Below are 26578 nucleotides of genomic sequence, written 5' to 3' on the forward strand. Positions count from 1 at the left end.
CTGGCCGCCATGTTGGACCCACTCATCGATCGGGCCGCCCTGCCCGCCGACGCTTCGCTCGCCCAGGTGGTCGACGCCGTCCACCGCATCCCCTTCGGTCCGCCCAGCGCCCCGAGCGCTCAGGCCACCCTGGACGAATGGCGGGGGACCGGCACCACCAAGCACGAGCTGCTGGCCGCCGCCCTGCAGCGCGGCTGGCCGCAGACCCGGCCGACGCTGGTGCACCGCGTCCACCGCTGCACGCCCGAGCACGCGCGCGAGCGCTTCGGCGACGAAGCCGCCGCGGCGGTACCCGAGGACGGCCTCTGGGACGTGCACCGCTACCTGCTGGTCGAGCTGGGCGGCGAGCGCGTCGTCCTGGACGTCACCTACCCGTCGATGCCCGGCTGGGACGGCTCCTCCTCGATGGAGGTCGCGGCGGGCGAAGGCACCGACCACGAGGCGGGCCCCGACCCCGACCGCGAGCTGCGCGTCCTGGAGGCCGCCCACTGCGACCCCCGCTCCCGCCAGTCCTTCGTCACCGCCCTTACGGCCTCGCTGGCCTCGGTCTGAGACACGCGCCCCCGCCGTGCGCCCAATCCCCGCCCGGCCGACGCCCGCGCCGTCCGGGCTCACCGCCCTCGGCCGAGCCCCGCCCGCGCCCCGATCCGCAGCGCCGCCGCGTCCGAGGCGTGCGGGCGACCCGCGCCGCCGAAGCGAACGGCCGTGCCCCGCGACCGTGCAGGGGCGGCGCGAACCGGTGATCAGCGCGCCGCCGGCGCAGCCGGGCTGTCCTCGGGCACGCGGACACCGGAGGGCCGCGTTCGCGACCGGCTCAGCGCCATCGCCGTGACGGCGGTCAGCACCACGGCTCCGCCCGCCCACTGGCTCCAGGCGAGTTCGGCGCCCAGCAGCCCGGCGCCCACGATCGCCGACACCAGCGGAAAGGCCAACTCGGCCAGCGTGGCCCGGCTCGCCGCGGTGCGGCGCAGCCCCCAGTAGTACAGCGTCAGCGCCAGCAGGCCCGGGATGAGCGCCAACAGCACCAGCAGCGGCACCTGGCCCGCGCCCACGGCCAGCGAGGCCCCCGAAGACAGCGCGATCACCAGCGCCACCGGCAGACCCGCCGCAAAGCGCAGCGCCGTGACGTGCATGAACGCCAGCCGGGCGCCGGCCAGTCGACCCAGAACCGTTCCGGCGGCCCACAGCAGTGCCGCGCCCACCGCCAGTGCCGCACCCTGGGCGTCGCGCACGCCGACCGCCAGCGGGTCGGCGAAGGCCAGCAGCCACGCACCCGCCGCAGCGGGCAGTGCGTAGAGCGCGAAGCGCGGAGTCAGCCGCTCACCCAGCAGCACCACCGCCAGCACGATGGCGAAGACCGGCTGCAGTTTCTGCAGCACCTGGGGTGTGATCGGGTCGCCGACCGTGAAGGCCAGCGTGAACAGGGTCGTGGCCAGCGCCGACGATCCGCCGCCGATGACCACCACGGCCGCGATCACCGCCGGCCCCGCGGCCGCGAGGGCCCGCACGGCCGGTACCAGCCACGGGAGCAGCAGTACCACGATGACCGCGTGCTCGTAGAAGACGATGGTGGGGGCCGGGAGCACCTGCGCGAGCGGATCGCGCATCAGCGCCGAGGTCCCCCACATGCCGGCGGCCAGCGCCACCGCCCACATCCGATCCGCTCCGCCTGTCTGCTGCGCCACGTGGCCGTCTCCGATTCCCGTCGTCGCCGTGACCGTCGGTTCGAGCCCCACCGTAGTGACACCGCCTCGACGGCCGCGCCCCGCCTCCGGCCGCAACCCGGCCGATGAGACAAAGCGCACGACAACGGACGACATCGGCCCCGCAGCACCGATTCCCGCCCGCCCGGTGCGGTGCCGGGACCGCGGCGCCTCCGCGGCCCATCCGACCCCCGGCGCGAACGACGGCGGCCGCCGCCCCACGCGTGGGGCGGCGGCCGCTCATAGGCGCCTGCGAAGCGGCCGCGATCAGGCGGCGGAGTCCAGCAGGAGCAGCCGGTCCAGCATGTCCTGCAGGGTCACCAGGCCGGCCAGGCGGCCCTGCTCCTCCACCAGCGCCAGGTGGGTGCGGCTTTCGCGCATGACGCCCAGGGCCGCGTAGATGGGTGTGTCGCCGTCCAGGGTCAGCACCGGGCGCATCAGGTCGGCGGCCGTGGTCCCGGCCGGGCTGGTCAGCGCGTCGCGGACGTGCAGCACGCCCACCGGCTCGGTGCGCTCGCGCACCACCAGCCGCAGGTGCCCCGACTCGCGGGAGACCCGCTTTATCTCCTCCAGCGCGGCCTCCGGCGCGACGGCCGCCAGCTCGTCGCGCGGGGTGGTGATCTCGCGCAGCGGGCGCGAGTTCACCTCCAGCGCGGTGGCCAGCTGGTCCCGCCGGTCCTCGTCCAGCGCCCCGGACTTGGCGGAGTGGTCGACCAGCTCGCGCAGGTCGTCGGGACCGTGGCCGCCGGCGACCTCGTCCACCGCCTGCACGCCCACACGGTGCAGCGACCAGTTCGCCAGCCCGTTGAGCAGGACCAGCGCCGGACGCGTCAGCCACATGAACGCCCGCATCGGCAGCGCCAGCAGCGTCGCCGAGCGCTCCGGGTGGGAGATGGCCCACGACTTCGGCGCCATCTCGCCCACGACCAGGTGGATGAAGGTCACCACGACGAGCGCGAGCACGAACGCGACCACCGTCGCGACGGCGCCCGGCAGCCAGGCGTCGAACAGCGGGTGCAGCATGTGCTCCACCGCGGGCTTGGTGATGGCGCCCAGTGCCAGCGTGCACAGCGTGATGCCCAACTGGGATCCGGCCAGCAGCAGCGACAGGTCGCGCGAGCTCTTCAGCGCGGCCCGGGCCGAGACGCTGGTCTCGGCGGCCTCCTCCAACCGGTACCGGCGGGCGGCCACCAGCGCGAACTCGATGGCCACGAAGAAGGCGCTCAGCGCGATGATCGCGACCGTGGCGGCCATCGCCAGCACCGGGTTCATGTCGCTCATGCGCTCACCTCGCTGTTCTCCTCGGCGGACGCATCCGCCGGGGTCTCACGCAGCTCCAGGCGCACGGTCTCGGGCACGTGGCGGTCCACGGTGCGCACGCCCAGGTCGACGGTCCGCAGCGGTTCGTCCTCGGCTGCGCCCGCGTGGCGGGGGAGTGCCACGCTGACGCTGTCGCCGGGCTCGGGCAGCCGCCGCAGCTCGGTGATCACCAGACCGCCGATGGTCTCGAAGTCGCCCTCGGGCAGGTCGTGGCCGATGAGCCGCTCCACCTCGTCGACGTGCAGCGCGCCGGGGACCAGCCAGCTGCCGTCCTCGGTCACCCGCACTTCGCCGTCGTCCTCCGGATCGTGCTCGTCGGCGATCTCGCCGACCAGCTCCTCGGCGATGTCCTCGGTGGTGATGACCCCCGCCAGGCCGCCGTACTCGTCGACGACGCAGGCGAACTCGTCGTCGGACTCGCGCAGCCGCTCCAGGACCGCGGGAAGCGGCAGCGAGCCCGGAACCAGCACGGCCGTGCGCGCGACGTCGGAGACCGGGACCGCATCGAGTGCGCGGTCGCCCAGGGCCAGCACATCGCGCAGGCAGATGACGCCCACGATGTCGTCGACGCCGTCGCCCAGCACCGGGAAGCGGGAGTGGCCCGAGGCCATCAGCTCGACCACCCGGCTCACCGGTTCACCGACCTCCACGGTCGAGACCTGCGGCCGCGGGATCATGGCGTGCTCGGCGGTGCGGTCGTGGAAGTCCAGCGTGCGGTCCAGCAGGGTGGACAGCTCCGCCGGCAGGTCGCCGCTCTCGCGCGACTCCTCCACGATGTACTCCAGGTCGCGCGGTGTGGCGGCGTGCTGCACGTCCTCGACCGGCTGGATGCGCACCGCGCGCAGCAGGACGATCGCGGCCTGGTCGAACAGCCAGATCAGCCACCCGAACAGGCGCAGGTAGATACCCGTGGACAGGGCCAGCCAGCGGGCCACGGGCTCGGGGCGGGCGATGGCCAGGTTCTTGGGGAACAGCTCGCCGAAGACCATCTGCACCACGGTGGAGAACAGCAGGGTGAAGACGGTTCCGATCGCGACGCCGGTCGCCAGCGGCACTCCGCTCCAGCTCAGCAGCTCGCCGATCCCTCCGCCGACCATCGGCTCGGCGACGTAGCCCACCAGCAGGCCGGTGACGGTGATGCCGAGCTGGGCGCCGGAGAGCATGAACGAGGTCCGGCCGGTGACGTTCAGCGCGCGCCTGGCACCGGAGTCGCCCCGGGCGGCGCGGGCTTTCAGGCGGGAGCGGTCGACCGCCATGAAGCCGAACTCCTGGGCGACGAAGTAGCCGTTCGCCGCGATCAGGACCAGGATGACCAGCGCTCCGAGGAGGATGCTCACAACGACGCTCATTTCGCACGCACCGCCTCGGAGCGGAGGTCTCCGGTGCGCGCGCTACCTGGTGAAGGCGGCTCGTCGGATTCGGGGGCACAGCGTCCGTTGCGGACGCTGCCGGTACTTCGGGACGGGTCCACGTGTCCTCTCTCGTCTCGTTTCGTGGATGGATACGAATGCGGAGCTGGAAAAATTCCCCCGGCGCCCCGCCTCGGCCCGCGGTCGGCGGCATGCTCGGCAGCCTCCCGCGACGGCGGTCGGGCCAACCTACCGTCTGGGCGCGGCCGCGTCACCGGTGCCCCGGCGCTGCCCTCACCGGATGCGGGCGGCCTCGGCGGCATCGGCGTCCTCGGCGGTCGCGGGCAGGTCGCGCCATTCGCGCTGCCGGGTCTCGGCGATCGCGACGGCGGCGGCGACGGCCACGTTCAGCGAGCCGACGCGCCCGATCTGCGGGATGTAGGCCAGCGTGTCGGCCTTCGACAGCAGTGCGGGTGAGCAGCCGTGGTCCTCGGCGCCCACGGCCAGGCACACGTCGCCCTCCAGCGGCGCTTCGTGCAGCGGTACGGCGCCGCGGGCCAGCTCGATCGCCGCGACGCGGAACCCGCCGGCATGCGCGGCGGCGACGGCCTCCGCGGCTTGGGGCACCTTCTCCCAGTGGAGCTTGTGCTCGGTGCCCAGCGCGGTCTTGCCCACCTGCGGATGGGTGGGGTCTGCGGAGTTCCCGGCCAGCCAGACGGTCTCCACACCGAACGTGGCGCAGGTGCGCAGGATGGAGCCCAGGTTGAAGGGCTGGGTCACGGATTCGACGATGAGGGCGATCCGGCCCTCGGTGCGCCGGCGCCAGTGGCGGTTCAGGCGCTTGACGTCGGTGGGGCGCAGCTGCGTGCTCACCTGCGGTGCGTTCCTCGTATACGAATCGGTGGGGCGTCTTCGAACGGTCCGCTCACCACGATAGCGGTATCCGTGCCCGCCGTGGAGGGGGTGGTGGCGCGCCGCGCAGCGGCCGAGCACCCCGGCGGGCGGGTGCCGCGGTAGAGCGGGGCGCAATACCGCCTGCAGCGAGGCTCAGGCAGGGGTCTGTACGCGCAGGATGCGGTACCCGGCCCGGGACGAGGCGCGCTCGGCCGCCAGGCCGGCCTCCTGCTCCAGCCAGCGGTGCAGCGAGTCCGCGCCGAGATTGCGCTGGACGACCAGGTGCGCCTGACCGCCGGGGGCGAGCCGGGCCAGCCAGGTGCGCAGCAGCGCGTGCAGCGCCGGCTTGCCGATGCGGATGGGCGGGTTGCTCCACAGGGCGTCGAAGGGGCCGGTCAGCGCCGGGCCGGCGGGGGGCTGCGCGGCGGGTGCGGCAGGCGAGCCGTCCGGATCCGCCAGTTGAAAATCTACGTTGTAAAGGTAGTTCTTCGCGGCATTGCGCCGCGCCAGTTCCAATGCACGGGCGTTGACGTCCACCCCGAGAACCGCGGCCCGCGGTGCGCGCGCCGCCATGGCCAGCGCGATCGGGCCGTAGCCGCAGCCGAGGTCGAGCAGGCGGCCGTCCGGCGGCGGGGCGGGCACCGACTCCAGCAGCACGCGCGTGCCCAGGTCGACGCGGTCGGCGGAGAAGACGCCGCGGTCGGTCGCGAGGCGCAGGTGCACGTCCGGCAGGACCAGTTCGACCGACGCCGGGCGGCTGGCGGCGGCGGGATCGGCGGCGAAGTAGTGCTGCGGGCGCCCGTGTCCGTGTCCGCCGCCGGGACCGCCGGTGCCGTCGTCCTGCTCGTACCGGTCGCGCCAGTCCATGGGTCGCCTCCCATCGCCATGCGCCCCGCCGGGAGCTGCCATCCGGATCCGCGCCGCGCCGGGAGCGCCCGGATCGGGCCTGCGTGCGGCGCGGCCGCGGGTGCCGCGTGGTGCCCGGGCGCGGCCGGTGGCGGCGGAGCCCCCGGCCACGGGCGAACGCTACCAGGCGGGGCCGTTCGAGCCGCCGCTCCCGGCGTCCGAGGGCCGGCGCCCGGGTGCGCACGCGGCGGGCAGGGCGTGTGCGGACCGAGGCGGTCTGCGTCACAATCCGACTGGTCGGTAGTGTTGTTCCGCCAAGTCACGGACGAAAGGACGCAGGCTCGTGCACCGTTTTTCGGGGAAGGTCGCCATCATCACCGGAGCCAGCCGCGGCATCGGGTTGGCCACCGCGCAGCGCATCGTCGACGAAGGCGGCAGGGTCGTCATCACCGGGCGCAACGCCGAGGCGCTGGAGAAGGCGGTCGGCGACCTGGGCGGCGCGGAGAAGGCGCTGGGCGTCGCCGGCAAGGCGCACGACGCCGCGCACCGCGACGCGGTCATCGAGCGCACGCTCGCCGAGTTCGGCCGGATCGACGTGCTGGTGAACAACACCGGCACCAACCCGGTCTTCGACGCCATCGTCAACGTCGACCCCGCCGCCATGGCCAAGATCTTCGAGATCAACGTCATCGCGGCCGCCGCCTGGGTCGGCGCGGTCCACCACGCCTGGATGGCCGAACACGGCGGCGCGGTCGTCAACGTCGCCTCGCTGGCCGGGCAGCACCCCTCGCCGGGCATCGGCATCTACGGCGCCAGCAAGGCCGCCCTGATCAATCTGACCGAGCAGCTCGCCTACGAGCTTGCCAACGTGGGCATCCGCGTCAACGCGGTCGCCCCGGCGGTGGTCAAGACGAAGTTCGCCGAGGCCCTGTTCGAGGACGAGGAGAAGACGGCGTCGAGCTACCCGCTGGGCCGCCTCGGCGCCCCCGAGGACATCGCCGCCGCTATCGCCTATCTCGCCTCCGACGAGGCCTCCTGGGTGACCGGGCAGACCCACACGCTCGACGGCGGCCGCACCCTCAGCGCCGGCGTGGAGTAGCCGCGCCGCTTAGACCGGGGCCGTGCCGTGCACCCGCTCCCACCTGCGAGGCGACCGCGTACCCGGGCGGAACCGGGCATTGAAATCGGTGGTGACCAGGCGGAGGATGGGGGTAGTCCCCAGGTGAGGATGCTCGCACGGCCCCGTGTCGAGGAGGAGCGATGAAAGCTCGGATCGGAGACCGCATCGTCGTCGAGCGCCCCCGTGACGACCTCCACCGCCGCACCGGAGTCGTCACGGAGGTCCGCGGCAGCCAGGGCGCACCGCCCTATCAGGTCCGGTGGATCGACGAGGACGCCGGAACCGAGTCGCTGGTCTATCCCGGACCGGACGCCCACATCGAGGAAAACCCGGACGGGCGGTGACCCGGCCGGCGGTACACGCTGGAGGTGGGTGACGATGCACACCACGAAGCGGTGGAACATCGACATCCTGCTGTCAGAGGAAACCGAGGGCGACGCCGCCCGCACCTGGTGCGAGGCGGGGATCGACTCGGCGGACGGTTCGGGTCTGCGCGGCCACGGCATGGCGCGCAAGCACCCCGCCGACTCCGACGTTCCCGAGATCGGCGACGAGCTCGCGGTCTCGCGGGCGCTGGCCGATCTGTCCCGCCAACTCCGCCAGGTGGCGGCCGAGGACATCGGCGACCAGACCGGCACGCCCTGGCGGCCGTAGCCCCGGCTGCGGATGCGCCCGGATCCGCAGCCGCCGCACGGCGGAGCTTGGGCGGAGTGCGGTGCCCAAGGCAGCGGTCGTCCCGTGCCCGAAGCCGCAGGCGATGTCGAGGCGCCCGGGCCCGCAGTGGGGTGACCACTTCGACCTGCATCGGAGTTCTGCGGTCTGGCCGCGGGCCGCGGAGGAACCCCTCGGGACCTTCGCGGGCGGGTCGCGCAGAGGTGGCGGCAATGGGGTCGAGTGCGCTTCGCGGTTCATGCCCCGTTGCCGCAATGTGCTGTTTCGGCGGCGTCGCGCGTGGTCCGGCGGGAATCCGGGCACCTTCGCCGTATCGGCGGGTGCTCCGACACCTCCTATTACCGATCGTCCGCGGCGATAGCCTCTTGCCGTGACGTTGCGCTCATCGGAGCGGGTGAACGCAGCAGGCGCCGGGCCGCCACCGGGCCGAGGGCCCGCCGCCCGACACGCCCGTGTCGGCGAGGCCGCCGGGCGGTGCGGCGACCCAACGTCTCCGCCTCCCTACGGCCTGCGGCCGGATGTGGTCGCGCGGCACGGAGCGAAAGTTCACTGAGGCGTGATCATGCTGGGGCAGACTCTGCGATTATGACCACCTCTTCTGGACCACAGGCCAGACCCTCGCGGGTGCTGGGCACCGCCGACGCGGTCACCGTCGGTGCGGCGGCCATGATCGGTGCCGGGGTGTTCGCCGTTTTCGCGCCGGCGGCCGAGGAGGCCGGCTCGTGGCTGTGGGTGGCGCTGGTCATCGCCGCCGCGGTGGCCTACTGCAACGCCACCTCCTCGGCACGCCTGGCGGCGCGGCACCCCGAGTCCGGAGGCACATACGTCTACGGCCGCGAACGCCTCGGCGAGCTGTGGGGCTACGTGGCCGGCTGGTCGTTCACCGTGGGCAAGGTGGCCTCCTGCGCGGTGATGGCGCTGACGTTCGGCACCTACGCCGCGCCCGAGTGGAGCCGCCCGCTGGCGGTGGCCGCGGTCGTCGGGCTGACCGCGGTGAACTACCTCGGCCTGCGGAAGTCGACCGGGCTGGCGCGGCTGCTGCTGGCCGCGGTGCTGGCGGTGCTGGCCGCCGTGGTCGCCGTGGGGCTGGGCGGCAGCGAGGCCAACCCGGCCCAGTTGGCCGTCTCTGGACGCTGGCCCGGATCCTTCGGGCTGCTCAGCGCGGCCGGGATGCTCTTCTTCGCCTTCGCGGGCTATGCGCGCATCGCCACGCTCGGCGGCGAGGTGCGCGAGCCCGAAACCACCATTCCGCGGGCGATCGGCATCGCCCTTGCCGGCGTCTTCGTCGTGTACCTGCTGGTGGCGGCCGCGGCGCTGACGGTACTGGGACGCGAGGGACTCGCCGACAGCAGCGCACCGCTGGCCGAGACCGTCGTGGCGGCAGGCTGGCCGCAGCTGGTGCCGGTGGTGGTGGCCGGCGCCGCGCTGGCCAGCCTTGGCGCGCTGCTGGCCCTCATCCTGGGCGTGTCGCGCACTGTGGCGGCGATGGCCGCCGACGGCCACCTGCCGCGCTACTTCGCCGCCGTCCACGAGCGCTTCGGCGGCCCCCACCGGGCCGAGGTCGCCGTGGGCGCGCTGGTCTGCCTGGTGGTACTGGCCGTCGACCTGCGCGGCGCCATCGGCTTCTCCGCCTTCGGCGTGCTGGCCTACTACACCATCACCAACGCCTCGGCGCTGCGGCTGGGTCCCCAGGAGAACCGCCCGCCGCTGCTCGTCCCCGTATTCGGCCTGGCGGGGTGCGTGGTGCTGGCCTTCAGCCTGCCCCTGATCTCGGTGGTCGCCGGCGCCGCCGTCATCGCGGCGGGCGCCGGGATCTGGGCACTGCGCAGAGCGCTGGAACGGCGCGGCTCCGCCTAAGCCGTGTCGAAGGACGCCGGTCTGCTGTGCGGCCTTGTTGGGCAGCCCGGTGACGGGCGGACTCGACTGGAAAGCAGCGACGACGCCGGCGGGGCCGGGCCCGCGCTCATCGGGCAGGGGGCCCGCCGGTGGCGCGCCCGACGGGGCCGCGAGGCAGCAACGGGGCCGGGCCCGCGCGTCCACCGCACCGGGTGCTCGCCCGTGGCGGGCCGGCGGGCTCACCGAGCGCGCGGTTTTCGTCAGAGAACGGCCCGGATCCGGTGATTTCCGCGCGTTGGACGACCGCAGTCGCACCGAGGGTGTCTGTGGAGTCGGATTCGGCGCCGAATCCAGCTGTGAGGCCCGGGCCGCCACCGGCCCGACGGGCGTGACCTCGTAGGAGCCTGGCCCGAAGGCCCCGCGCCGCTGCCTCGCCGCCCTCGTCGGGAGGGCCACCGGCGGACACCCGCTGCGATGACCGCGGGCCCCCGTTGCCGCCGCTTCTCCTCCAGGCCGCCCGGCACCCGGCAGACCAGCAAGGCCGCCCAGCAAACCCGCCCCGCCTCGCCCGCCACCACCACCGGCGAGCACCCGGCCCGGCGACCGCAGGCCCCACCGCCGCCCTCGCCGCCGGTGTGCCCGACCGCGCCGATCGGTCGAATCCCTGTCCGGCCGCGACGCGTTCCGCCGCCGTCACCGCGTCGGGGCGCCGATCCGCGACAGTTCGGTGAAGGCCCGCCGGGCCGTCGTCGAGAGCGGGATATGGGCCAGGTCCGCGGCGCCGAACCAGTTGCAGTCCTCGGTGGAGCCGTCCACCTCCACCACCCGCAGCGGACCCGGATCCGCCACGTGGGCGTGGAAGAACGCCCACACCGCGTAGATGTCGGTCTCCGTGCTCTCCGGGCCCGGCTCGCGCGTGCGCCGGTGGTGGGTGAGCGCGATGAGGTCGCCGACGCCGCAGCGCTGGCCGGTCTCCTCGTGGACCTCCCGCCGCAGCGCCGCCTGCGGCGTCTCGCCGTGGTCGACCCCGCCGCCCGGAAGGTGCCAGGTGCCGGCGCCGGGGAACCCCGGTGCGATCCGGGAGAGCAGAATACGCCCCGCCGGGTCGGTGACCACCCCGTAGCTGGAGAACCGGCGCAGCGAGGGGCCGGGGCGCTCGGGCTCCTCCTCGGCGAGCTCGGCCGCCGCCGGCCGGGCGGGCAGCGCCAGCGCCGCCCGCACCGGAACGCGGCGTCCCCGCGGCGCGGGGTCCGCCCCCGCCAGGGGAGCGGTGTAGTAGAGCCGGTCGATGTGCACGTCGACCAGGCCGCCCGCGGCCTCGGCCACGGCGGCCTCGGCACGGACGTCGCAGGGCACCGGCGCCACCTGCGCGGGCAGCCCCGCGGCGGCCCGGGCCACCTCGGCGGGGTCGTCGCCGAAGCCGACCCGGGCGCCGGGCAGGCTCTCGTCGCCCGGCTCCTCACCGGCGGGCAGCACCGCGCGCCCGTCGCCGTCCAGCAGGGCGACGTGCGCGCTCATCCGGCGCGCTCGCCGCGCCCCGCTCCCGCTTCGGCCGCCGGTGCCGGCGTCCTCGCCCGGCTCGCCGCCCCGGGCGGCGCCCGCCGCGCTCACAGCCCCGCGTCGGCGGTTCGGCCGCCCTGCGGCGGCGACGCCTGCGGTCCCGGCGCGTGCGGCGCGGGAGAGGCGGGCGTGCGCGCGGCGTGCACCATCCGCAGCAGCTCCTCCAGGCCGGTGATGGTCGCGACGTCCTGGCCGGCGCCCTCGTCGCGCTCGTGCCGGTCGATCAGCACGGGGTGCAGCCCGCCTGCGACGGCGCCGAGCGCGTCCGCGCGCAGCTGGTCGCCGACGTGCCAGGCGCGCTCGGGCGGCACGCCCATGAGCCGGCACGCGGTCTGGAAGATGCGGGCGTCGGGCTTGCCGGCACCGGCGGAGTCGGCGCAGACCACCGTCGGGAAGAAGCCGGCGACGTCGAGCACGGCGAGCTTGTCGCGCTGGAGCTGCTCGATGCCGTTGGTGATCACGCCCAGCCGCAGCCCGGCGCGGGACAGCTCACCCAGCACGGGCACCACGTCGCCGAAGGGTGCCCACGCCGACCGGTGGGACGACAGGTACAGGCCGTAGAGCTCGTCGCAGTGGTCGTCGGAGATCTGGGCGTGCCCGGCCTGGACGGCCAGTGCGCGCACGCGCTCGCGGCGCTGCTCCTCCAGGGTGAGGCGGCCGGCGATGTAGGCGCCGAAGGAGATGTCGGTCTGGACGTCCCACAACCGCCGGGCGGCGGAGAAGTCCGGGTGCCCGAGGCGTTCCATGACTGTGCGGAGCCCCGCCGAGCTTGCGGAGCGGTCGTCGAGCAGTGTGTCGTCGAGGTCGAAGAAGATCGCCTCGGGCGCGGGTGCTGTTGGGGGCATCGTTCCTTTTCCGTCGTCCCTGGATGGGCCAGCCGCAAATACTCCCACGATACCGGGCGAACTGCGCAAACGCGGTATCGGCCGGGTGCTTGGCGGCGTCGGCGCCCGTCGGCACCGCCTCTCGATCAGACCGGGCGCGGCGTTCGGAGCGGCTCCCTTTCGGCCGGATGCGGCCAGCGGGCCGGCGACTCAGGGCACCCGCTGGGCCCACAGCATGGACGCGGCGAAGCCCGCGACGCACAGGACCAGCGCCGCCAGCACGAAGCGGGTGACGATCTCGCGGTCGACGGTCTCGCTGCCCAGCGAGGAGCCGATGTCGTCGTAGACGTCGCTCAGTTCCGACTCCGACTGGGCTTCGTAGAAGTGGCCGGAGGTGTCGGCGGCCAGGCGCTCCAAGGCGCCCTTGTCGATGTCGGCCTCCACCGGCTCCCCGTTGATCTCGATGATCGCGGCGCCGGTGCCGAAGGCGATCGTCGAGACGGGCACCCCGATGTCGGCGGCGGCCCGGCCGGCCGCGGTGATGGGGCGCCCGCTGGTGTTCTCACCGTCGGAGAGCAGCACGACGGCCGACGGCGGCGGGTTCTCCCCGGCCTCCTCGTCGAAGGACCTGATCGACTCCAGGGAGGTGAACACGCCCTCGCCGATGGCGGTTCCCGGCGACATCTGCAGGGTCTCGATGGAGTCGGCCACCGCCCGGTGGTCCTGGGTGGGCGAGGAGACCACGCTCGCGGTCGAGGAGAACGCCACCAGCCCGACGTTGAAGCGGTCGGGCAGCGAGTCGACGAACCCGCGCGCGGACTCCTTGGCGGCGGTGAGTCGGCTGGGGTCGACGTCGTTGGCGGCCATGGAGGGTGAGACGTCGATGGCGACCATGATCGTCGCGCGCTCCCGCGGCACCTCCACGGGCATCGCCGGCCGCGCCATCGCCCCGACCAGCACCGCGACGGCGCAGAAGAACAGCGCCGCCCCGATGTGGCGCGGCCATCCGGCGCGCCGCGGCGCCACCCGGTCCAGCAGGGCGAGGTTGGTGAAGCGGAGCGTGTGCCGGCGGCGCTGCAGCTGCAGCACGACGTAGACGGCGACGAGCGCGGCCGGGGCGATCAGCAGCCACAGCCATCCTGGCGATAGGAAACTCACCCGGTCGTCCTTTCTTCGTGCCTGGCCGCGCGCCGCACGGCGCGCTCTGGCGGTGGCCGGTGCGCCCGCGCCCCCTCGCGTTCGCGCACCCGACGAAGGGGCATCAGCGTGGAATGGCCGGTGTGTGCCGGGAAAGCCGGTGTGCGGTGCGGCGCTGCTCGACCACGAACCGCGCGATGTCCACCACCCAGTCGCGGTCGGTGCGCAGCCTCAGGTGCGGAACCCCGCAGCGCCGCAGCGCCGCCTGCACGGCGGAGCGCTGCCGGCGGGCGGCCTGCTCGTAATCCCGCCGGACGCGCGGTGTCAGGCGCACCTCGCGGGTGCGCCCGGATTCGGGATCCTGCATCGTGACCAATCCTATGTCGGGAAGGTCGAGTTCGCGGGGGTCCACCACCTCCACCGCCAGCACCTGGTGGCGGGTCGCCAGGCTGCGCATGGCCCGCTCCCACGGCGCCGGCGACTCGGCCGAATCGGCCTCGGGCGGGGTGTCCAGGAAGTCGGAGACCACCACGCGCAGTCCGCGGCGAGTGCGTGTGCGGGCCAGATCGTCCAGCGCGTCGGCGAGGGAGGCGCCTCGGGCGTCGGCGGTACCGCCTTCGGGGGCGGCCGCCACCGTCGACAGCAGCGACACCAGCGCGGCCTTGCCCGAGCGCGCCGGCCAGCGCCGGATCCGCCCGCGGTGCAGGAAGTGGGCGCCGAAGCGGTCGCCCACCCGCTGGGTCAGCACGGTGACGGCGGCCATCGCGCCGACGGCGACCTCGCGCTTGTGCTCGCCGAAAGTGCCGAAGTCCATGCTGGCCGAGAGGTCCAGCAGGGTCCAGCTCTCCAGTTCGCGGTCGGCGACCAGGTCGCGCACGTGGGGCTCGGTGGTGCGCGCGGTGACCGACCAGTCCATCAGCCGCACGTCGTCCTCGCCGGGCTGGTAGGGCCGCGCTTCGGCGGGTTCGCTGCCCGGGCCGACCCGCAGCCCGAGGTGTTCGCCGTGCAGCAGGCCCTCCAACCGGCGGACGATGCGCAGGTCCAGCCGGTGCAGGGCCTCGTGCATCCGCGGGTCGAATGCCGGTGCGATGGGGCGCTGGGCCATGGCCGTGCCTACCGCGCGGCCACGGCGGCGTGGTCGCCGCTGGGCGGGTCGTCCCAGATGACGCGCGGCGGCGGCACGGTGGCCAGCACGCGGTCGATGATCTGGGTGGTGGTGACGCCGTCGGCCAGCGCGTCGAAGGTGAGCACCAGCCGGTGGGCCATGACGTCGCGGGCCAGCATGCGGACGTCCTCGGGCAGCACGTAGTCGCGCCCGCGGATGAGGGCCAGCGCGCGGGCGGCCGCGACCAGCCCGAGGCTGGCCCGCGGGCTGGCGCCCACCTCCAGCACCCGGCCCAGCTCGGCCACGCCGTAGTTCTCCGGTTCGCGGGTGGCCATCACCAGGCGCACCACGTAGTCGGCGATGAGCTGGTGGACGTGCACGCGCTCGGCGTCGCGCTGCAGCTCCTGCAGGGTGAGCGGGTCGAGCACCTGGTGGGCCTCGGGCGGGCGGGCGCTCATCCGCCGCAGGATCTCCATCTCCTCGTGGGCGCGCGGGTGGGGCACCGTGACCTTCATCAGGAAGCGGTCGCGCTGGGCCTCGGGCAGCGGGTAGACGCCCTCGGACTCCACCGGATTCTGGGTGGCGATGACGATGAAGGGATCCGGCAGCGGGTAGGTGGTGCCGCCCAGCGAGACCTGCTTCTCGGCCATGACCTCCAGCAGCGAGGACTGCACCTTGGCGGGCGCCCGGTTGATCTCGTCGGCCAGCACGAAGTTGGCGAAGACCGGGCCCAGTTCGACGTCGAACTGCTCGGTGGAGGGATGGTAGATGCGGGTGCCCACGATGTCGGAGGGCACCAGGTCGGGGGTGAACTGGACGCGGGAGAACGATCCGCCGGTGACCTTGGCCAGGGTGGACACCGCCAGCGTCTTGGCGATCCCGGGTACGCCTTCCAGCAGGCAGTGCCCGCGGGCGATGAGCGCCACCATGCCGCGCTCGACCATCTGGTCCTGGCCGACGATGACGGTCGAGACCTCCTGCAGGGCGGCGCGCAGCAGGCGCGTGGGCTCGCCGGTGGACTCGCCGCCGCCGGGGCGCGGCCCGGTGTCCTCCCCGTGCCCGCCCGAAAGTTCGGATTCGGCCATGTCGCCAACCCTTCCAGGGGCGGCGGGGGCACCACGGCCCCGCCGCCGGGTACGTTGATGGTCACGCACCGGCGATGCTACCCGCTTGGACCGTGAGGAACCGGTCGTCGTGGGGCATCGGTGCCGATGTGTGCACTCTCGCACCGAGGGGGAGAGGAGGCCCGGGGTGTCCCTGCACGAGGCGGACCCGCGCCAACTCGGGCCGTTCCGGCTGAGCGACCGGGTCGGCGCCGGCGCCGACGGCGTCGTCTATCTCGCCCGCGACTCCCGCGGGCGCAAGGTCAGTGTGGCCATGCTCAGCGCGGGCGCCGCCGCCGACCCCGCCGCGCGCGACCGCTTCGCGGCGGCGGTGCGCAGCGGCAAGGGCGTCGAGAACCCGCCCGAGGTGCTGGCGTCCAGCCTCTCCAGCCCCGCCGCCTCCTGGGTAGCCGTGCGCCACGGCGGCCCGCGCGGCGCCGAGGCGTTCCTGCAGGCGGTGACCGCCGCGGACGCCGGGGCCGGCGGCACCTCGGGGGCTCCCTCCTATGCCCCGTACTGGTCGGCCGGGCGGGGGGGAGCGGCGCCGGCGTCGGCGGCCTGGTCGTGGGCATCGGTGGGCATCCGGCGGGGCGCGGGCGCCCCGGCGGGCGCCAGTTGGCCGGTGGTGGTGGCGCTGGTGGTGGCGCTGCTGCTGTTCGCGGTGCTGGTGGTGATGCTGTTCCTGCTGCTGCAGAACTACTCGGTGCAGGCGAGCCGTCCGCCCGAGCCCCCGCCTCCGTCGGAGGAGGGGTCGTCTCCGGCGAGCCCCTCGCAGGACCCGCAGCCCAGCGAGCAGCCGGGGCAGCAGACCCCGAGCCCGCAGCCCACCTCGGAGTCCTCGCCGAGCGAGGACGTGCCGACCGTCGAGCTGGACGAGGACGACTACCCGCCGGGCGGCGTTCCGCTGGCCCCCGACGACCAGGCCTGAAACGCCCCCGCAGAGCGGCGGCCTTTTTGGGTGCTCTCGGCACCCGTAGGAAATCTACAACGTAAAGGCGGAGATTCGATCCCGACCTGCATGGTTGGCCCTGCCGCCGGCGCGGTAGGACCCTCACCGCAAACCCACGACCGCCTACGCCAAGGAGTTGACCGATGGCGCTACTCACCGACGAGCAGATCACCGAGGGCCTGGAGCGGCTCGACGGCTGGGAGCGCGAGGACGGGTCCACGATCCGGCGCACCGTGAAGATGCCCGACTTCATGAGCGGGATCCACCTGGTCACCTCGGTGGCCCACGCCGCGGAGGAGGCCGGCCACCACCCCGACGTCGACATCCGCTACAACCGGATCACCTTCCACCAGTCCACGCACGCGCTGGGCGGCCTCACCGAAGCCGACATGGAACTGGCCGCGCGTATCGACGAACTCGTGGCCGACGCGCTCGCCAAGGACGAGACCGGCTGATCGGACCCGGTGGGGGCAGCGCCCCGCCGACGGCCGGGCGCTGCCCCGGCGCCCGGCGCAGGCGGCCGCGTCTCAGGCCCGCGGCGGCCCCAGCCGCGAGCGCCGGATCTTGCCCGAGGGGCTCCGCGGCAGCTGGTCGGCGAAGCTGATGCGCCGCGGGTAGGCGTGGGTGGCGAACCGGTTGCGCACGATCTCGCGCAGGCTTTCGGCCAGCTCGTCGTCGCCGACCGTGCCTTCGCGGAGCACCACGGTGGCGGCGACCAGCTGCCCGTGCAGGTCGTCGGGAACGCCGTAGACGGCCGCCTCCTCCACCTCGGGGTGCTCCAGCAGCGCCGACTCCACGTCGAAGGGGCCGATCCGGTAGCCCGACGTCAGGATGGCGTCGTCGTCGCGTGAGGAGAAGTACAGGCTGCCCTCGCGGTCGCGGGTACCGGTGTCGCCCGTCAGGTACCAGCGGCCGTCGGGCGTGAAGCGCGCCGCGGTGGAGGTGGGCGCGTTGTCGTAGCCGGTGAACCACATCAGCGGGCTGGCTTTGGCGTCCACGGCGATGCGCCCGAAGGCCCCGGGCGGCGCCTCCTCGTCGGCCACGGGCTCCAGCACGGTGGCCCGCCATCCGGGCAGCGCCGTGCCCAGCGAGTCGGTGCGGGGCTCGGCCGCCAGGTCGGGGTGTCCCGGATGGCCCGCGCACATCCCCAGTTCCGGCTGGCCGTAGTGGTCGCGCACCGGGACGCCGAACACGTCGCGCGCCCATTCCAGCATGTCGGTGCCCAGCGGCTCGCCCGCGCTGGAGAGGTTGCGCACCGCGATCTCCGGCGGCAGGGTCTTCAGCGTCGCGCGCAGCGAGCGGTAGACGGTGGGCGAGGCGGCGAGGTTGGTCACCTCGTGGATGGCCAGCACGTCCAGCAACAGCTCGGGGTCGAAGCCGGCGTTCAGGTGCAGGGTGCGCTGTCCGGCCAGCAGCGGCGAGATCAGTCCGTGGTAGAGGCCGTAGGCGCCGCTGCGGTCGGCCGTGTTCCAGTAGACGTCGTCGTCGGCGACGTCGAGCCCGTAGTGGTGGTAGGCGTGGAAGGCCGCCAGCGCCCGCACCGGGATCGGGATCCCCTTGGCGGGTCCGGCGCTGCCGGCCGTGTGCATGAGCACGAACGGGGAGTCGCCGCCGACGGCGACCGCGGCCGCCGGGGCGACCGCGCCCGCCTCCATGAGCCCGGCGAGGGTGTGGTCGCCGTCGCGCAGCGGCGCCGTACCGGTGGTCGCCACCGGCCAGCCCGCCTCGGCGGGCAGGTCGGGCCCGGCGTCGAGCTTGGCGCGCTGGTCGTCGTCGCAGATGAACAGCTTGGTGGCCGGGCTGGTGAGGCGGTGGGCGATCGCCGAAGGCGCGAACGCGGTCAGCAGCGGGACGAGTACCGCTCCGAGGCGCCACACCGCCAGTGCGCACACGGCGGCGTCGGTGCCCCGGCCGACCATGGTCGCCACGTGGTCGCCCCGGCCCACCCCCAGCTCGGCCATGCCCGCCGCCAGTGCGGCGGAGCGGTCGGCGAGCTCGCCGAAGGTCGTGTCGCGTGCTGCGAGGTCGGTGCCGATCTCGGTGAGGGCGACGTGGTCGCGAGGGTGGCGGTCGCAGAGGAGGTCTGCCACGGAAGCCGATGGGGCGTCGTATGTGGCCAGCCAGTCGCGTACCTGCTGCGCCGGGTCGGGCATCGGAGGTCGTCCCCTTGTCCGGTGGTGGGTCGAGTCGGACGGATTCTCGTACCAGATTACGTCCCCTGCTGTGACGTGACTCCCAACCATGGCCACGGCATCCGCTTCGGGCGCCCCGCGCCCCGCTCCTTCGCCGGGGCCCTCGGGTGGTGCCGCCGCAGTTCCGCGGAGACGATGGGTGCATGGACGCAGACGAGGTGACCCGGCGCCTGGGACTCGGGGAGGACGCGCGGACGTGGCTCGCGCAGGCCGCCGAACTGCCGTCGGCGGGCGGTCCCGTTCTCCCGCCGCCGTCGGGCGCGCGGCGGGCGCTGGCGCCGCTGGGGCTGGAGGCGGCCGACGAGGACGAGCTGGTGGCTCTGTGGCCGGACGGTTCCTGGCCCGCGGAGCTGATGTGGGTGGTCGAGCGGATGTATGCGCGCCTGGCCGCCGATCTGGCCGACGACCTCGCCGAGTGGCGCGAGTGGCCGGTGCTCGTGCATGCCGAGGACGCCCGGGTGCGGTGCGCCATGCCGGTGGCCCTGGCGGCCGCGGTGCCGCTGGTGCTGGCCCACCACGCGCGGCGGGGCGTGCCCGCCTCGGTCAGCGCGGCGACGCTGGCCGACACCGGGCGCCACATGGCCCAGACCCGCGCCATGTTCGGCCGGATCGGCCTGGAGACCGCGACCTGGACGGCGCTGCACTTCCGCGGCGGCCTCTACGAGCTGGGGCGGTTGCAGTACGAGCCCGACCGCATCCGCGACGTGGACGAGATGCGCTGGTACGGGCGCGAGCAGGCCGCGGCCATGGGCGCGGAGTTCGCGTGGGGCGCTCCGGCGCTGTGCCTGCACATCCCGGCCGACGGCCCGCTGGAGCCCGCGCGGGTTCAGCGGTCCCTGGCGCGGGCCCGGGGCTTCTTCGCCGCGTGCTTCGGTGCGGACTACCCGGTGGCCGTGTGCTCGTCGTGGCTGCTGGACCCGCAGCTGGCCGAGTACCTTCCCGAGACCTCCAACATCCTCGCCTTCCAGCGGCGGTTCACCCTGGTGGAAGGGGACGCGCCGGGAGACGCCGACGTCTTCCGGTTCGTGTTCGGGCTCCCCGACGTCGACCTCGACCGGGCGCCGCGGCGTACCCGGTTGGAGAAGGCGGCGGTGGAGCACCTGCGTGCCGGACACCACTGGCAGGTGCGCACGGGATGGCTGCGGCTGCCCTAGGCAAGCGGCGCTAACCCCCCGACGGCGGGGAGTCGTCGGGGTCGGCCCCGGTACTCCACCCGGCGGTGCGGACGCGGCCCGCCCCGGCGCATTCGCGGCACCGGCGGGGCACCACCATCTCGCCGGTGATGTCGCTGCCGGAGTAGCCGACGACCGATACGCGCAGTCCGCTGCCCTGGCACGCCTGGCACACGATCATGAGGTCCATCCCCGCAGGATAGGCGCCCCGGCCGCCGGCGGGCGTCAGGCAGGCGCCCGCTCCAGCAGGTCCAGGCCGTCGAGCAGGGCGGCCACGCGGTCCTCGTCGTGCTCGATCACGGGTGCGTACTCGGTCACGGCGACGCCCACGACCTCGTGGTAGGCCGAAACGGCGGCCAGGGCGCGGGCCACAGCCGCGACACCGGGGCCGCCGCGGGTGGGCAGGGAGACCGCGGGCATCTCCAGCGGGTCGCACACGTCGACGTCGAGGTGCACATAGGCTGGCGAGCCCGCGCGGCGGCCGGAGGTGACCTGTTCGGGCCGGGTGGCGAGGTGGTCGGGGCCCAGCGCGGCCACGTCGTTGGCGGCGATGTAGGCCCGCTCGGGCGGGTCGAGGTCGCGCACGCCGGCCAGCACGACCTGGTGCGGCGCGATCGCCGAGCCCGCCGGCCCGACGAGGTCGGGATGGCCCTCGCCCAGCAGGATCCGCAGCGCCATGCCGTGAGCCAGGCCGCTGGGTGACTGGGCGGGGACGTTGAGGTCGCCGTGGGCGTCGATCCAGTAGACGGTCATGTCGGGGTGGCGGGCGGCCAGGTGCTGAGCCGCGGCGATGTCGCAGGTGCAGTCGCCACCGAGGGTGAGGATGCGTGCGGGGTCGCGGCGAGCCAGGCGATCGCGCATGCGCCGGGTGGTCTCGGCGACGGTGTCGAGGTTGCGGATGCCGTCGCGGGCGGCGCGGGGCCCTTCGGAGACGGCGATGTGCAGCCGTCCCGCGTGGGTGGGCGCCAGCCGGGCGAGCTGCCCTGCACCTGCGGCGACGCGCACGTCGTCGCCCCCCTGCCAGAGGGGGACCACCAGATCGACCTCTCGCTGCCAGACCATGGCACCACCTTAGGCCCGCGCGGCGGCGGCCGCAGCGCGAACGCCGCGACGGCCACGACCGGCAGCGGCCACGTCGCCGGGTAAACCGGCGGGCTCCAAGGTGGAGGAGGCGGCGGTCGGGGGGCCGAGACGCGGGGGAGCGGCGCGGCGGACGGTTTTGCGTCCGGGAGCCGCGCGAGGGCCGCGGGGTGCGTGCGGGTCGGCAGCGGATACGGCGGTTGCGAGAGGGCGCGCACCGCCTGCGGTGCGGGGCCGCGGCCTCGTGGGACCGCGACCGCGGCGGAGCCGGTTCAGTCGATTCTAGCGAGGAGCCCCGGCTCTGCAGAGCCGGGAGGAATCGCTTCTCATCACGGCCCCGCCCCGAATACGAGCACGCCTGCGGATATCGGCGTTCGCCCCCCGCCGGGGCGGCGGTGATCGTAGGATCGCCGCTGTGCAGCTCGTCGTGCAGGCCAAACTGGTGCCCGATGCCGCACAGGCGTCCGCGCTGTCAGCGACCCTGCGCACTCTCAACGAGGCCGCGAACCGGGTCTCGGCGGTGGCCTTCGAGCTCGGTGTGCCGCGCGAGTACGAGCTGCGCAAGCACACCTACGCCGACCTGCGCTCGCAAGGTCTGGGCGCCCAGGCGGCCCAGCACACCATCAAGAAGGTCCGCGACGCCTACACGACGCTGGCGGCCGATATCCGGGCCGGCCACCTCGGCACACCCGGTTCGAAGCGCTGCCGAAAGGCCGAGTCCGCGCCGGTCGCCTTCCGGCCCGAGGCCGCCCACCCCTTCGACGACCGGTGTTCGAGCCGGCGCTACGACCAGCGGACCGTCTCCGTCTGGACCACCGCGGGCCGGTTGAAGAACGTGGGCTTCGCCTGCGCACCGGAGGCGCTCAAGATGTTGGTAGAGCACCGGCAGGGCGAATCGGATCTGGTCGAACGCGGCGGCGTGTTCTACCTGATGGCCACCTGCGAAGTGGCCGAGGCCGAGCAGTATGCGCCGGACGGGTTCATCGGTGTGGATCTGGGCATCGCCAGCATCGCGACCACCTCCACCGGTTACCGGGCGGCCGGGCGGGGCTTGAACCGCCACCGCAGGCGCCAGGCCGCCCTGCGGGCCGAACTCCAGGCCAAGAAGACGACATCGGCGAAACGCCGGCTGAAGAAGCGGCGGCGCAGGGAAGCGCGCCACGCCGCGAACACCAACCACACCATCGCCAAGCAGATCGTGACCGAGGCTGAACGCACCTCATCCGGTATCGCCCTGGAAGACCTCACGGGCATCCGGCAGAGGGTACGGCTCCGCACGCCCCAACGGGTCGCGCTGCACTCCTGGGCCTTCGCCCGGCTCGCCGCCTTCATCGCCTACAAGGCCAAGCGGGCCGGGGTGCCGCTGGTCTCGGTGGATCCGGCCTACACCAGCCGGGAATGCGCCGAATGCCATCACATCGACACGAGGAACCGCCTGGATCGGGCCCGGTTCGTGTGCCGGTCGTGCGGGGTCGTTGCCCACGCCGACCGCAACGCTTCCCGCAACCTCGCCCGCCGGGGCGAGGCTGCGTGGAACGCGGGGCGTGCGTCACGCGTCCCTGCCGCCCCGTAGCGGGGGTGTCTGGACGGAGGAGCCCACCCGCCGGCCGGTCGGGCGGCTACCTCCAAGCCCGGCCCTTCAGGGCCCTTCAGGGCCCGGGTCAAGTTGACTCGGCCCGCCGCCGGTCACCCGCGGGCTTGAGGGCCGTGACGCGCAGCCGGCGGTAGTCGGCCCACCAGCTGCCGCTGTGGTGCAGCACCGGGCGCAGGCGGCCGGTGAGCCGCTCCACGAACCCGTCGGGGTCGGGGGCGTCGGCCAGCAGCGGCGAGCCGAACATTCGCAGCCAGGCGGCCAGGCCTTCCTCGCCATCGAGGCGGGTGGGGCGGTCGAACAGCCAGGCGCCGGTGACCTCCAGGCCGGCGTCGGCCAGCACCGCCGAGTATTCGTCGACGCCGGGGAAGTACCACTCCTGGGCGGCCTCGGGCAGTCCGAGCTCGGCGCGCAGCGCGCGGGCGCCGTCGAGGATGGCGGAGATGTTGCCGGAGCCGCCGAACTCGGCCACCAGTCGCCCGCCGGGACGCAGCGTTCGGGCCAGAGCGCGGGCGGCCGCCGTCGCATCGGGGACCCAGTGCAGGACGGCGTTGCTCAGCACGGCGTCGTAGCCGGAGTCGGGCTCCAGGGTGAGCAGGTCGGCGACGCGCAGGTCGAGGTGGGGGAAGCGTTCGCGGGCGCGGTCGATCATCTCCGCGCTGGAGTCGACGCCGACGACCTCGGCCCCGGCTTCGGCCAGAGCCGCGGCCAGGTCGCCGGTACCGCATCCGGCGTCGAGGATGCGCTCGCCCGCTTCGGGGCGGAGTTCGTCGATCAGGTCGCCGCCGTATCGGGCGACGAAAGAGTGCCGGTCGTCGTAGAGGCGGGGGTTCCACTGCTGTACTGGCATGTCGGCAACATACCGGGTCGTCTCATAATCCGATATACAAATCTCATTATGCGAGACCGCGTTCAGAGGTGCGGGCGCTCCCGCCCGATGCGCGCTCCGGTGCCGTTCCAAGGTGCCCGCAGTGGGTCACGCGGCGCGGCGGGGGATGCGTCTCGCGCTCGCCGCGCCGACGGCGCACGGTAGCGCGCACCGCGGCCCGGAGGCCATGGGGTCTTCCGGCGAGCCGGGCGGCCGGTGCGGAGGCGCCGCCGGGCCGGGTGCGGCGGCCGAAACGCCGACGGGAACCGCGGTGCCGTCGCGCGGGCCGGCGGCGGAAGCGGACCGTCTCCCCGCTGGTCGGCAAGAGTGATCATCCCCACTGCGCGTCGGGGGCCTCCCAGGGGCGGGTCTCGTCGGGCAGCGCCTGTTTCGGGTCTGGCCTGCGAGGAAGCGGACCGCTTGAAGCCGTGGCGGCGCCGCCTTATGTGTTCGCCTTGCTTCGTTTCGTGCTTGGAGGATAAGCATGTCTATGCTTTCCTGAGAGGATTCTCAGAAATGTCGTCCAGGCATCTTGTTTGTAACGAGGATGTCACGGCACGATGAGTGGTACCGGCGCTCCTCCCTCGGAGGGCCGGGTGCCCGCCCCCTTTCGGCCCTGTACTCCCGTCACGAAACGCATACCGTGGCAATTCGAACACTCACCGCGCCCAAAAGCCCCCCGGTCGTGACAACCGGCACCGCGTCCGGCGCGTCCCGCCGCTTTCTGCCCGAGGTGCAGGGGCTGCGTGCTGTAGCGGTCGGGCTCGTGCTCGTCTACCACGTCGACCACGACCTGCTGCCGGGTGGCTATGTCGGCGTCGACGTCTTCTTCGTGATCTCCGGCTTCCTGATCACCTCGCTGCTGCTGCGCGAGGCGCGCGAGACCGGGCGGGTGTCGCTGGCCGCCTTCTACATCCGCCGGATCCGCCGCATCCTGCCGGCGGCGGGGCTGGTGCTGGCGGTGACGGGCGCGGCGGCGTTCTGGCTGCTGCCGGCGCCGCGCCTGGCCGAGACCGCGCGCGAGCTGGCCGCCAGTGCGTTCTATGTGGAGAACCTGTTCCTGGCGGCCGAGTCGGTGGACTACCTGGCCGCCGAGGCGGCGGCCAGTCCGGTGCAGCACTTCTGGTCGCTGGCGGTGGAGGAGCAGTTCTATCTGCTGTGGCCGCTGCTGTTCGCCGGATGGGCGGTGATGGGGGCGCGGGCGCGCCGCCTGCGGGTGGTCTTCGCGGCCACCGCGGCGGTGCTGGCGATCTCCTTCGTCTGCTCCGTCGTTCTGACCGCGTCCGATCCGCAGCCGGCCTACTTCCTGCCCCAGACCCGCATGTGGGAGCCGGCGGCGGGCGGCGTGCTGGCCGTGGCGCTGAGCCGCTACGGCGGCGCCCTCGGGCCGCGCGTGCGCTGGTGGCTGGGCTGGGCCGGGCTGGCCGCGGTGGGCTGGGCCGCCTGGTCCTACAGCGACGCCACTCCCTTTCCCGGAGCCGCGGCGGCGGTGCCGGTGCTGGGCGCGGCCGCGGTGATCGCGGCCGGGCACAACGGCGAGCGGTGGTCGTCCTATGGGCTGCTGGCCAGTGCGCTGGCGCGTTTCGGCGGCGACGTCTCCTATGCGCTGTACCTGTGGCACTGGCCGGTGATCGTGTTCCTGCTGGCCGCCACCGCCTCCGAGGAGCTGTCTGCGCTGGCCGGCGGGCTGGCGGTGGTGGTCTCGGTGCTGCTGGCCTGGTTCACCAAGGTGGCGGTGGAGGATCCGGTGCGCCGGTTCGGGTGGCTGCGCGCCGGGCGGCCGGCGGGGGTCTTCGCCCTGGCCTCGGCTCTGGTGGTGGGGCTGATCGCCGCGGGCCAGTACGCCCGCTACGAGTGGCTGCGCAGTGTGGAGTTCGACTCGCGGGTGCATGTGGGTCCCCAGGCGCTGGGCACCTCCGACCCCGAGGGGTCGCCCGAGGAGCCCGTCTATCCCTCGCCGGTGGCCGCCGGCGAGGACCTGCCGTCGCCCTACCGGGACGGCTGCCAGGCATCCCAGCACAGCACCAGGCTCGATCCCTGCGTCTACGGTCCCGAGGACGCCGATACGACCGTCGCCGTGGTGGGCGACTCCCACGCCGCCCACTGGGTTCCGGCGCTGCAGCGCATCGCAGAGGAGCGCGGGTGGCGGCTGAAGACCTACACCAAGTCCTCCTGCGGGTTCACCGCGGCCACACTGGCGATGCCGCACGAGGGGCGCGCCTTCACCGAGTGCGCGGAGTACAACCGAGCGCTCCTGGAGGAGTTGACCACCGACCTGCGGCCCGACGTCGTTTTCACCAGTTCCAGTGTGCTGGCCACCAAGGACGGCGCGTCCTCCGAGGCACAGGACCGCGCGGAGATCGCCGCGGGCATGGCGCAGCTGTGGGAGTCCTTGGACGAGGCGGGCAGCGATGTAGTGGCCATCCGCGACACGCCCCAGACCCGTCCGCGGCTGCCCGAGTGCGTCTCGCGGCACAGCGACGAGCCCGGCACGTGTGCCCACGGCCGCGGCGAGGCCTTCGCCGACACCGACCCGCAGGTGATCGCCGCCCGCGAGACCGACGCCGATGCCGGCCTGGTCGACCTGAGCGACGAGTTCTGCACCGGCGACACCTGCCCTCCGGTGATCGGCAACGTGCTGGTCTACCGCGACAGCCACCATCTCACCGCCACCTACTCCCGGCTCTTGGCGCCGGAACTGGAGGAGGCGGCGGCACCGGTCCTCGACGGCCGGTGAGCGGGCGCTCCGCCCCCGCCTGGGAGGTTCGGGCGGGAGCGGGGCCTCGCCCCGCGCTCGCGGACCTCCCTCGGGCCGCGCGCGGATCGCACGTCCGCACAGGCACATCCGAACCGCAGCGGGCGCGGCGCGGCGGTCTGAGTAACTGAGTACCCGTACTCGGGCGTCTCCGCTGCCGCGGCGGCCACCATGGCGGCATGAGCACTTCACAGGTACGTCCGACTACCACCTCGGCCTTCTTCGTACAGTCGGCGCTGTCCTTCGGGGTCTCGGCGGTCGCCGTGGCCACGGGCATCGCCTTCCTGCCCGTGGACGCCTGGATGCGCGCGTTCCTCTCCCTGGGACTGCTCTACGTGGTCACCTCGGCGTTCACCCTGGCGAAATGCATCCGCGACCGCCATGAGGAGAGCACCGTCTCGGGCCGCGTCGACCAGGCCCGGCTGGACAAGCTGCTGGCCGAGCACGACCCCTTCAAGACGGAGAACGTCTGAGGAGCAGCCGACCGCGGAGGCGGCGGGGG

The 26578-nt window shown here is 73.8% G+C and carries 25 protein-coding genes; 11 read left to right on the plus strand and 14 right to left on the minus strand.

The window, feature by feature from the left end; genetic code table 11:
- The first annotated feature begins 9 nt into the window (after positions 1-9).
- Positions 10-552 (plus strand): hypothetical protein, encoded by a 543-nt coding sequence (locus tag EKD16_RS11985; RefSeq protein ID WP_131098454.1) that lies wholly within the window; start codon positions 10-12, stop codon positions 550-552.
- 191 nt (positions 553-743) lie between these two features.
- On the opposite strand, the gene EKD16_RS11990 is transcribed toward EKD16_RS11985, so the two are convergent.
- From EKD16_RS11990 to EKD16_RS12010, 5 genes are all read right to left on the minus strand, one after another.
- Positions 744-1685, minus strand: a complete 942-nt coding sequence (locus EKD16_RS11990) for a DMT family transporter (RefSeq protein WP_242677357.1) — start codon at positions 1683-1685, stop codon at positions 744-746.
- Positions 1686-1970: 285 nt separating this feature from the next.
- Positions 1971-2984 (minus strand): hemolysin family protein, encoded by a 1014-nt coding sequence (locus EKD16_RS11995; protein ID WP_131098455.1) that lies wholly within the window; start codon positions 2982-2984, stop codon positions 1971-1973.
- Positions 2981-4372 (minus strand): hemolysin family protein, encoded by a 1392-nt coding sequence (locus EKD16_RS12000; RefSeq protein ID WP_131098456.1) that lies wholly within the window; start codon positions 4370-4372, stop codon positions 2981-2983. The genes EKD16_RS11995 and EKD16_RS12000 overlap by 4 nt, the downstream gene beginning before the upstream one ends.
- Before the next feature lie 294 nt (positions 4373-4666).
- Complete coding sequence (locus tag EKD16_RS12005) at positions 4667-5245, minus strand: TrmH family RNA methyltransferase (protein ID WP_131098457.1); 579 nt, start codon at positions 5243-5245, stop codon at positions 4667-4669.
- A gap of 174 nt (positions 5246-5419) precedes the next feature.
- A complete protein-coding gene (locus EKD16_RS12010; RefSeq protein WP_131098458.1) occupies positions 5420-6133 on the minus strand; it encodes a class I SAM-dependent methyltransferase in 714 nt (237 codons plus the stop codon).
- A gap of 322 nt (positions 6134-6455) precedes the next feature.
- Here EKD16_RS12010 and EKD16_RS12015 point away from each other — a divergent pair, with 322 nt between their 5' ends.
- From EKD16_RS12015 to EKD16_RS12030, 4 genes are all read left to right on the plus strand, one after another.
- Positions 6456-7211: an SDR family oxidoreductase gene (locus tag EKD16_RS12015; protein ID WP_131098459.1), complete on the plus strand. Its 756-nt coding sequence runs from the start codon at positions 6456-6458 to the stop codon at positions 7209-7211.
- Positions 7212-7372: 161 nt separating this feature from the next.
- Entirely contained in the window at positions 7373-7576 is a 204-nt protein-coding gene (locus EKD16_RS12020) for a DUF1918 domain-containing protein (protein ID WP_131098460.1), read from the plus strand.
- A gap of 34 nt (positions 7577-7610) precedes the next feature.
- Entirely contained in the window at positions 7611-7886 is a 276-nt protein-coding gene (locus EKD16_RS12025; protein WP_131098461.1) for a DUF1876 domain-containing protein, read from the plus strand.
- 603 nt (positions 7887-8489) lie between these two features.
- Positions 8490-9761: an APC family permease gene (locus tag EKD16_RS12030; protein WP_131098462.1), complete on the plus strand. Its 1272-nt coding sequence runs from the start codon at positions 8490-8492 to the stop codon at positions 9759-9761.
- Positions 9762-10433: 672 nt separating this feature from the next.
- On the opposite strand, the gene EKD16_RS12035 is transcribed toward EKD16_RS12030, so the two are convergent.
- The 5 genes from EKD16_RS12035 to EKD16_RS12055 form a co-directional block, all read right to left on the minus strand.
- A complete protein-coding gene (locus EKD16_RS12035) occupies positions 10434-11258 on the minus strand; it encodes an NUDIX hydrolase (protein ID WP_131098463.1) in 825 nt (274 codons plus the stop codon).
- An 89-nt stretch (positions 11259-11347) separates the two neighbouring features.
- On the minus strand, positions 11348-12145 hold the full coding sequence (locus EKD16_RS12040) for an HAD family hydrolase (RefSeq protein WP_131098464.1): 798 nt from the start codon (positions 12143-12145) through the stop codon (positions 11348-11350).
- 189 nt (positions 12146-12334) lie between these two features.
- Positions 12335-13282, minus strand: coding sequence for a VWA domain-containing protein (locus EKD16_RS12045; RefSeq protein WP_131098465.1), 948 nt, complete (start codon positions 13280-13282; stop codon positions 12335-12337).
- A 103-nt stretch (positions 13283-13385) separates the two neighbouring features.
- On the minus strand, positions 13386-14366 hold the full coding sequence (locus tag EKD16_RS12050) for a DUF58 domain-containing protein (RefSeq protein WP_131098466.1): 981 nt from the start codon (positions 14364-14366) through the stop codon (positions 13386-13388).
- Positions 14367-14374: 8 nt separating this feature from the next.
- The gene (locus EKD16_RS12055; protein WP_131098467.1) at positions 14375-15451 is read right to left on the minus strand and encodes an AAA family ATPase; all 1077 of its coding nucleotides are present in this window, start codon (positions 15449-15451) and stop codon (positions 14375-14377) included.
- 166 nt (positions 15452-15617) lie between these two features.
- Here EKD16_RS12055 and EKD16_RS12060 point away from each other — a divergent pair, with 166 nt between their 5' ends.
- Together EKD16_RS12060 and EKD16_RS12065 are read left to right on the plus strand one after the other, a co-directional pair.
- The gene (locus EKD16_RS12060) at positions 15618-16397 is read left to right on the plus strand and encodes a hypothetical protein (protein ID WP_131098468.1); all 780 of its coding nucleotides are present in this window, start codon (positions 15618-15620) and stop codon (positions 16395-16397) included.
- 164 nt (positions 16398-16561) lie between these two features.
- The gene (locus EKD16_RS12065) at positions 16562-16873 is read left to right on the plus strand and encodes a 4a-hydroxytetrahydrobiopterin dehydratase (RefSeq protein WP_131098469.1); all 312 of its coding nucleotides are present in this window, start codon (positions 16562-16564) and stop codon (positions 16871-16873) included.
- A 72-nt stretch (positions 16874-16945) separates the two neighbouring features.
- Here EKD16_RS12065 and EKD16_RS12070 read toward each other — a convergent pair whose 3' ends face one another.
- Positions 16946-18571 carry an AMP-binding protein gene (locus EKD16_RS12070; protein WP_131098470.1) on the minus strand — a complete coding sequence of 542 codons (1626 nt, stop codon included), beginning with the start codon at positions 18569-18571 and terminating at the stop codon, positions 16946-16948.
- Between the two features lie 182 nt (positions 18572-18753).
- Here EKD16_RS12070 and EKD16_RS12075 point away from each other — a divergent pair, with 182 nt between their 5' ends.
- Positions 18754-19764 carry an acyltransferase domain-containing protein gene (locus tag EKD16_RS12075; RefSeq protein ID WP_131098471.1) on the plus strand — a complete coding sequence of 337 codons (1011 nt, stop codon included), beginning with the start codon at positions 18754-18756 and terminating at the stop codon, positions 19762-19764.
- 10 nt (positions 19765-19774) lie between these two features.
- Here the strand turns inward: EKD16_RS12075 and EKD16_RS12080 are convergent, their stop codons facing one another.
- Positions 19775-19972 carry a hypothetical protein gene (locus EKD16_RS12080; RefSeq protein WP_131098472.1) on the minus strand — a complete coding sequence of 66 codons (198 nt, stop codon included), beginning with the start codon at positions 19970-19972 and terminating at the stop codon, positions 19775-19777.
- A 35-nt stretch (positions 19973-20007) separates the two neighbouring features.
- A complete protein-coding gene (locus EKD16_RS12085; protein WP_131098473.1) occupies positions 20008-20844 on the minus strand; it encodes an arginase family protein in 837 nt (278 codons plus the stop codon).
- Positions 20845-21277: 433 nt separating this feature from the next.
- On the opposite strand from EKD16_RS12085, the gene EKD16_RS12090 reads away from it, so the two are divergent.
- A complete protein-coding gene (locus EKD16_RS12090) occupies positions 21278-22435 on the plus strand; it encodes an RNA-guided endonuclease InsQ/TnpB family protein (RefSeq protein WP_242677358.1) in 1158 nt (385 codons plus the stop codon).
- Positions 22436-22523: 88 nt separating this feature from the next.
- On the opposite strand, the gene EKD16_RS12095 is transcribed toward EKD16_RS12090, so the two are convergent.
- Positions 22524-23303 (minus strand): class I SAM-dependent methyltransferase, encoded by a 780-nt coding sequence (locus EKD16_RS12095; RefSeq protein ID WP_131098475.1) that lies wholly within the window; start codon positions 23301-23303, stop codon positions 22524-22526.
- 703 nt (positions 23304-24006) lie between these two features.
- Here EKD16_RS12095 and EKD16_RS12100 point away from each other — a divergent pair.
- The gene (locus EKD16_RS12100; RefSeq protein WP_242677359.1) at positions 24007-26058 is read left to right on the plus strand and encodes an acyltransferase family protein; all 2052 of its coding nucleotides are present in this window, start codon (positions 24007-24009) and stop codon (positions 26056-26058) included.
- Between the two features lie 197 nt (positions 26059-26255).
- Complete coding sequence (locus EKD16_RS12105; RefSeq protein ID WP_131098476.1) at positions 26256-26549, plus strand: YiaA/YiaB family inner membrane protein; 294 nt, start codon at positions 26256-26258, stop codon at positions 26547-26549.
- Positions 26550-26578: the final 29 nt, after the last annotated feature.

It is taken from the genome of Streptomonospora litoralis, from assembly GCF_004323735.1.
GTDB classification, from domain to species: Bacteria; Actinomycetota; Actinomycetes; order Streptosporangiales; family Streptosporangiaceae; genus Streptomonospora; species Streptomonospora litoralis.

Coding starts and splice junctions, on each gene's coding strand:
- EKD16_RS11985 (WP_131098454.1), top strand. CDS start 10: ATGTTGGACCCACTCATCGATCGGGCCGCCCTGCCCGCCGACGCTTCG.
- EKD16_RS11995 (WP_131098455.1), bottom strand. CDS start 2,984: ATGAGCGACATGAACCCGGTGCTGGCGATGGCCGCCACGGTCGCGATC.
- EKD16_RS12000 (WP_131098456.1), bottom strand. CDS start 4,372: ATGAGCGTCGTTGTGAGCATCCTCCTCGGAGCGCTGGTCATCCTGGTC.
- EKD16_RS12010 (WP_131098458.1), bottom strand. CDS start 6,133: ATGGACTGGCGCGACCGGTACGAGCAGGACGACGGCACCGGCGGTCCC.
- EKD16_RS12020 (WP_131098460.1), top strand. CDS start 7,373: ATGAAAGCTCGGATCGGAGACCGCATCGTCGTCGAGCGCCCCCGTGAC.
- EKD16_RS12025 (WP_131098461.1), top strand. CDS start 7,611: ATGCACACCACGAAGCGGTGGAACATCGACATCCTGCTGTCAGAGGAA.
- EKD16_RS12030 (WP_131098462.1), top strand. CDS start 8,490: ATGACCACCTCTTCTGGACCACAGGCCAGACCCTCGCGGGTGCTGGGC.
- EKD16_RS12035 (WP_131098463.1), bottom strand. CDS start 11,258: ATGAGCGCGCACGTCGCCCTGCTGGACGGCGACGGGCGCGCGGTGCTG.
- EKD16_RS12040 (WP_131098464.1), bottom strand. CDS start 12,145: ATGCCCCCAACAGCACCCGCGCCCGAGGCGATCTTCTTCGACCTCGAC.
- EKD16_RS12050 (WP_131098466.1), bottom strand. CDS start 14,366: ATGGCCCAGCGCCCCATCGCACCGGCATTCGACCCGCGGATGCACGAG.
- EKD16_RS12055 (WP_131098467.1), bottom strand. CDS start 15,451: ATGGCCGAATCCGAACTTTCGGGCGGGCACGGGGAGGACACCGGGCCG.
- EKD16_RS12065 (WP_131098469.1), top strand. CDS start 16,562: ATGGCGCTACTCACCGACGAGCAGATCACCGAGGGCCTGGAGCGGCTC.
- EKD16_RS12070 (WP_131098470.1), bottom strand. CDS start 18,571: ATGCCCGACCCGGCGCAGCAGGTACGCGACTGGCTGGCCACATACGAC.
- EKD16_RS12075 (WP_131098471.1), top strand. CDS start 18,754: ATGGACGCAGACGAGGTGACCCGGCGCCTGGGACTCGGGGAGGACGCG.
- EKD16_RS12080 (WP_131098472.1), bottom strand. CDS start 19,972: ATGGACCTCATGATCGTGTGCCAGGCGTGCCAGGGCAGCGGACTGCGC.
- EKD16_RS12085 (WP_131098473.1), bottom strand. CDS start 20,844: ATGGTCTGGCAGCGAGAGGTCGATCTGGTGGTCCCCCTCTGGCAGGGG.
- EKD16_RS12095 (WP_131098475.1), bottom strand. CDS start 23,303: ATGCCAGTACAGCAGTGGAACCCCCGCCTCTACGACGACCGGCACTCT.
- EKD16_RS12105 (WP_131098476.1), top strand. CDS start 26,256: ATGAGCACTTCACAGGTACGTCCGACTACCACCTCGGCCTTCTTCGTA.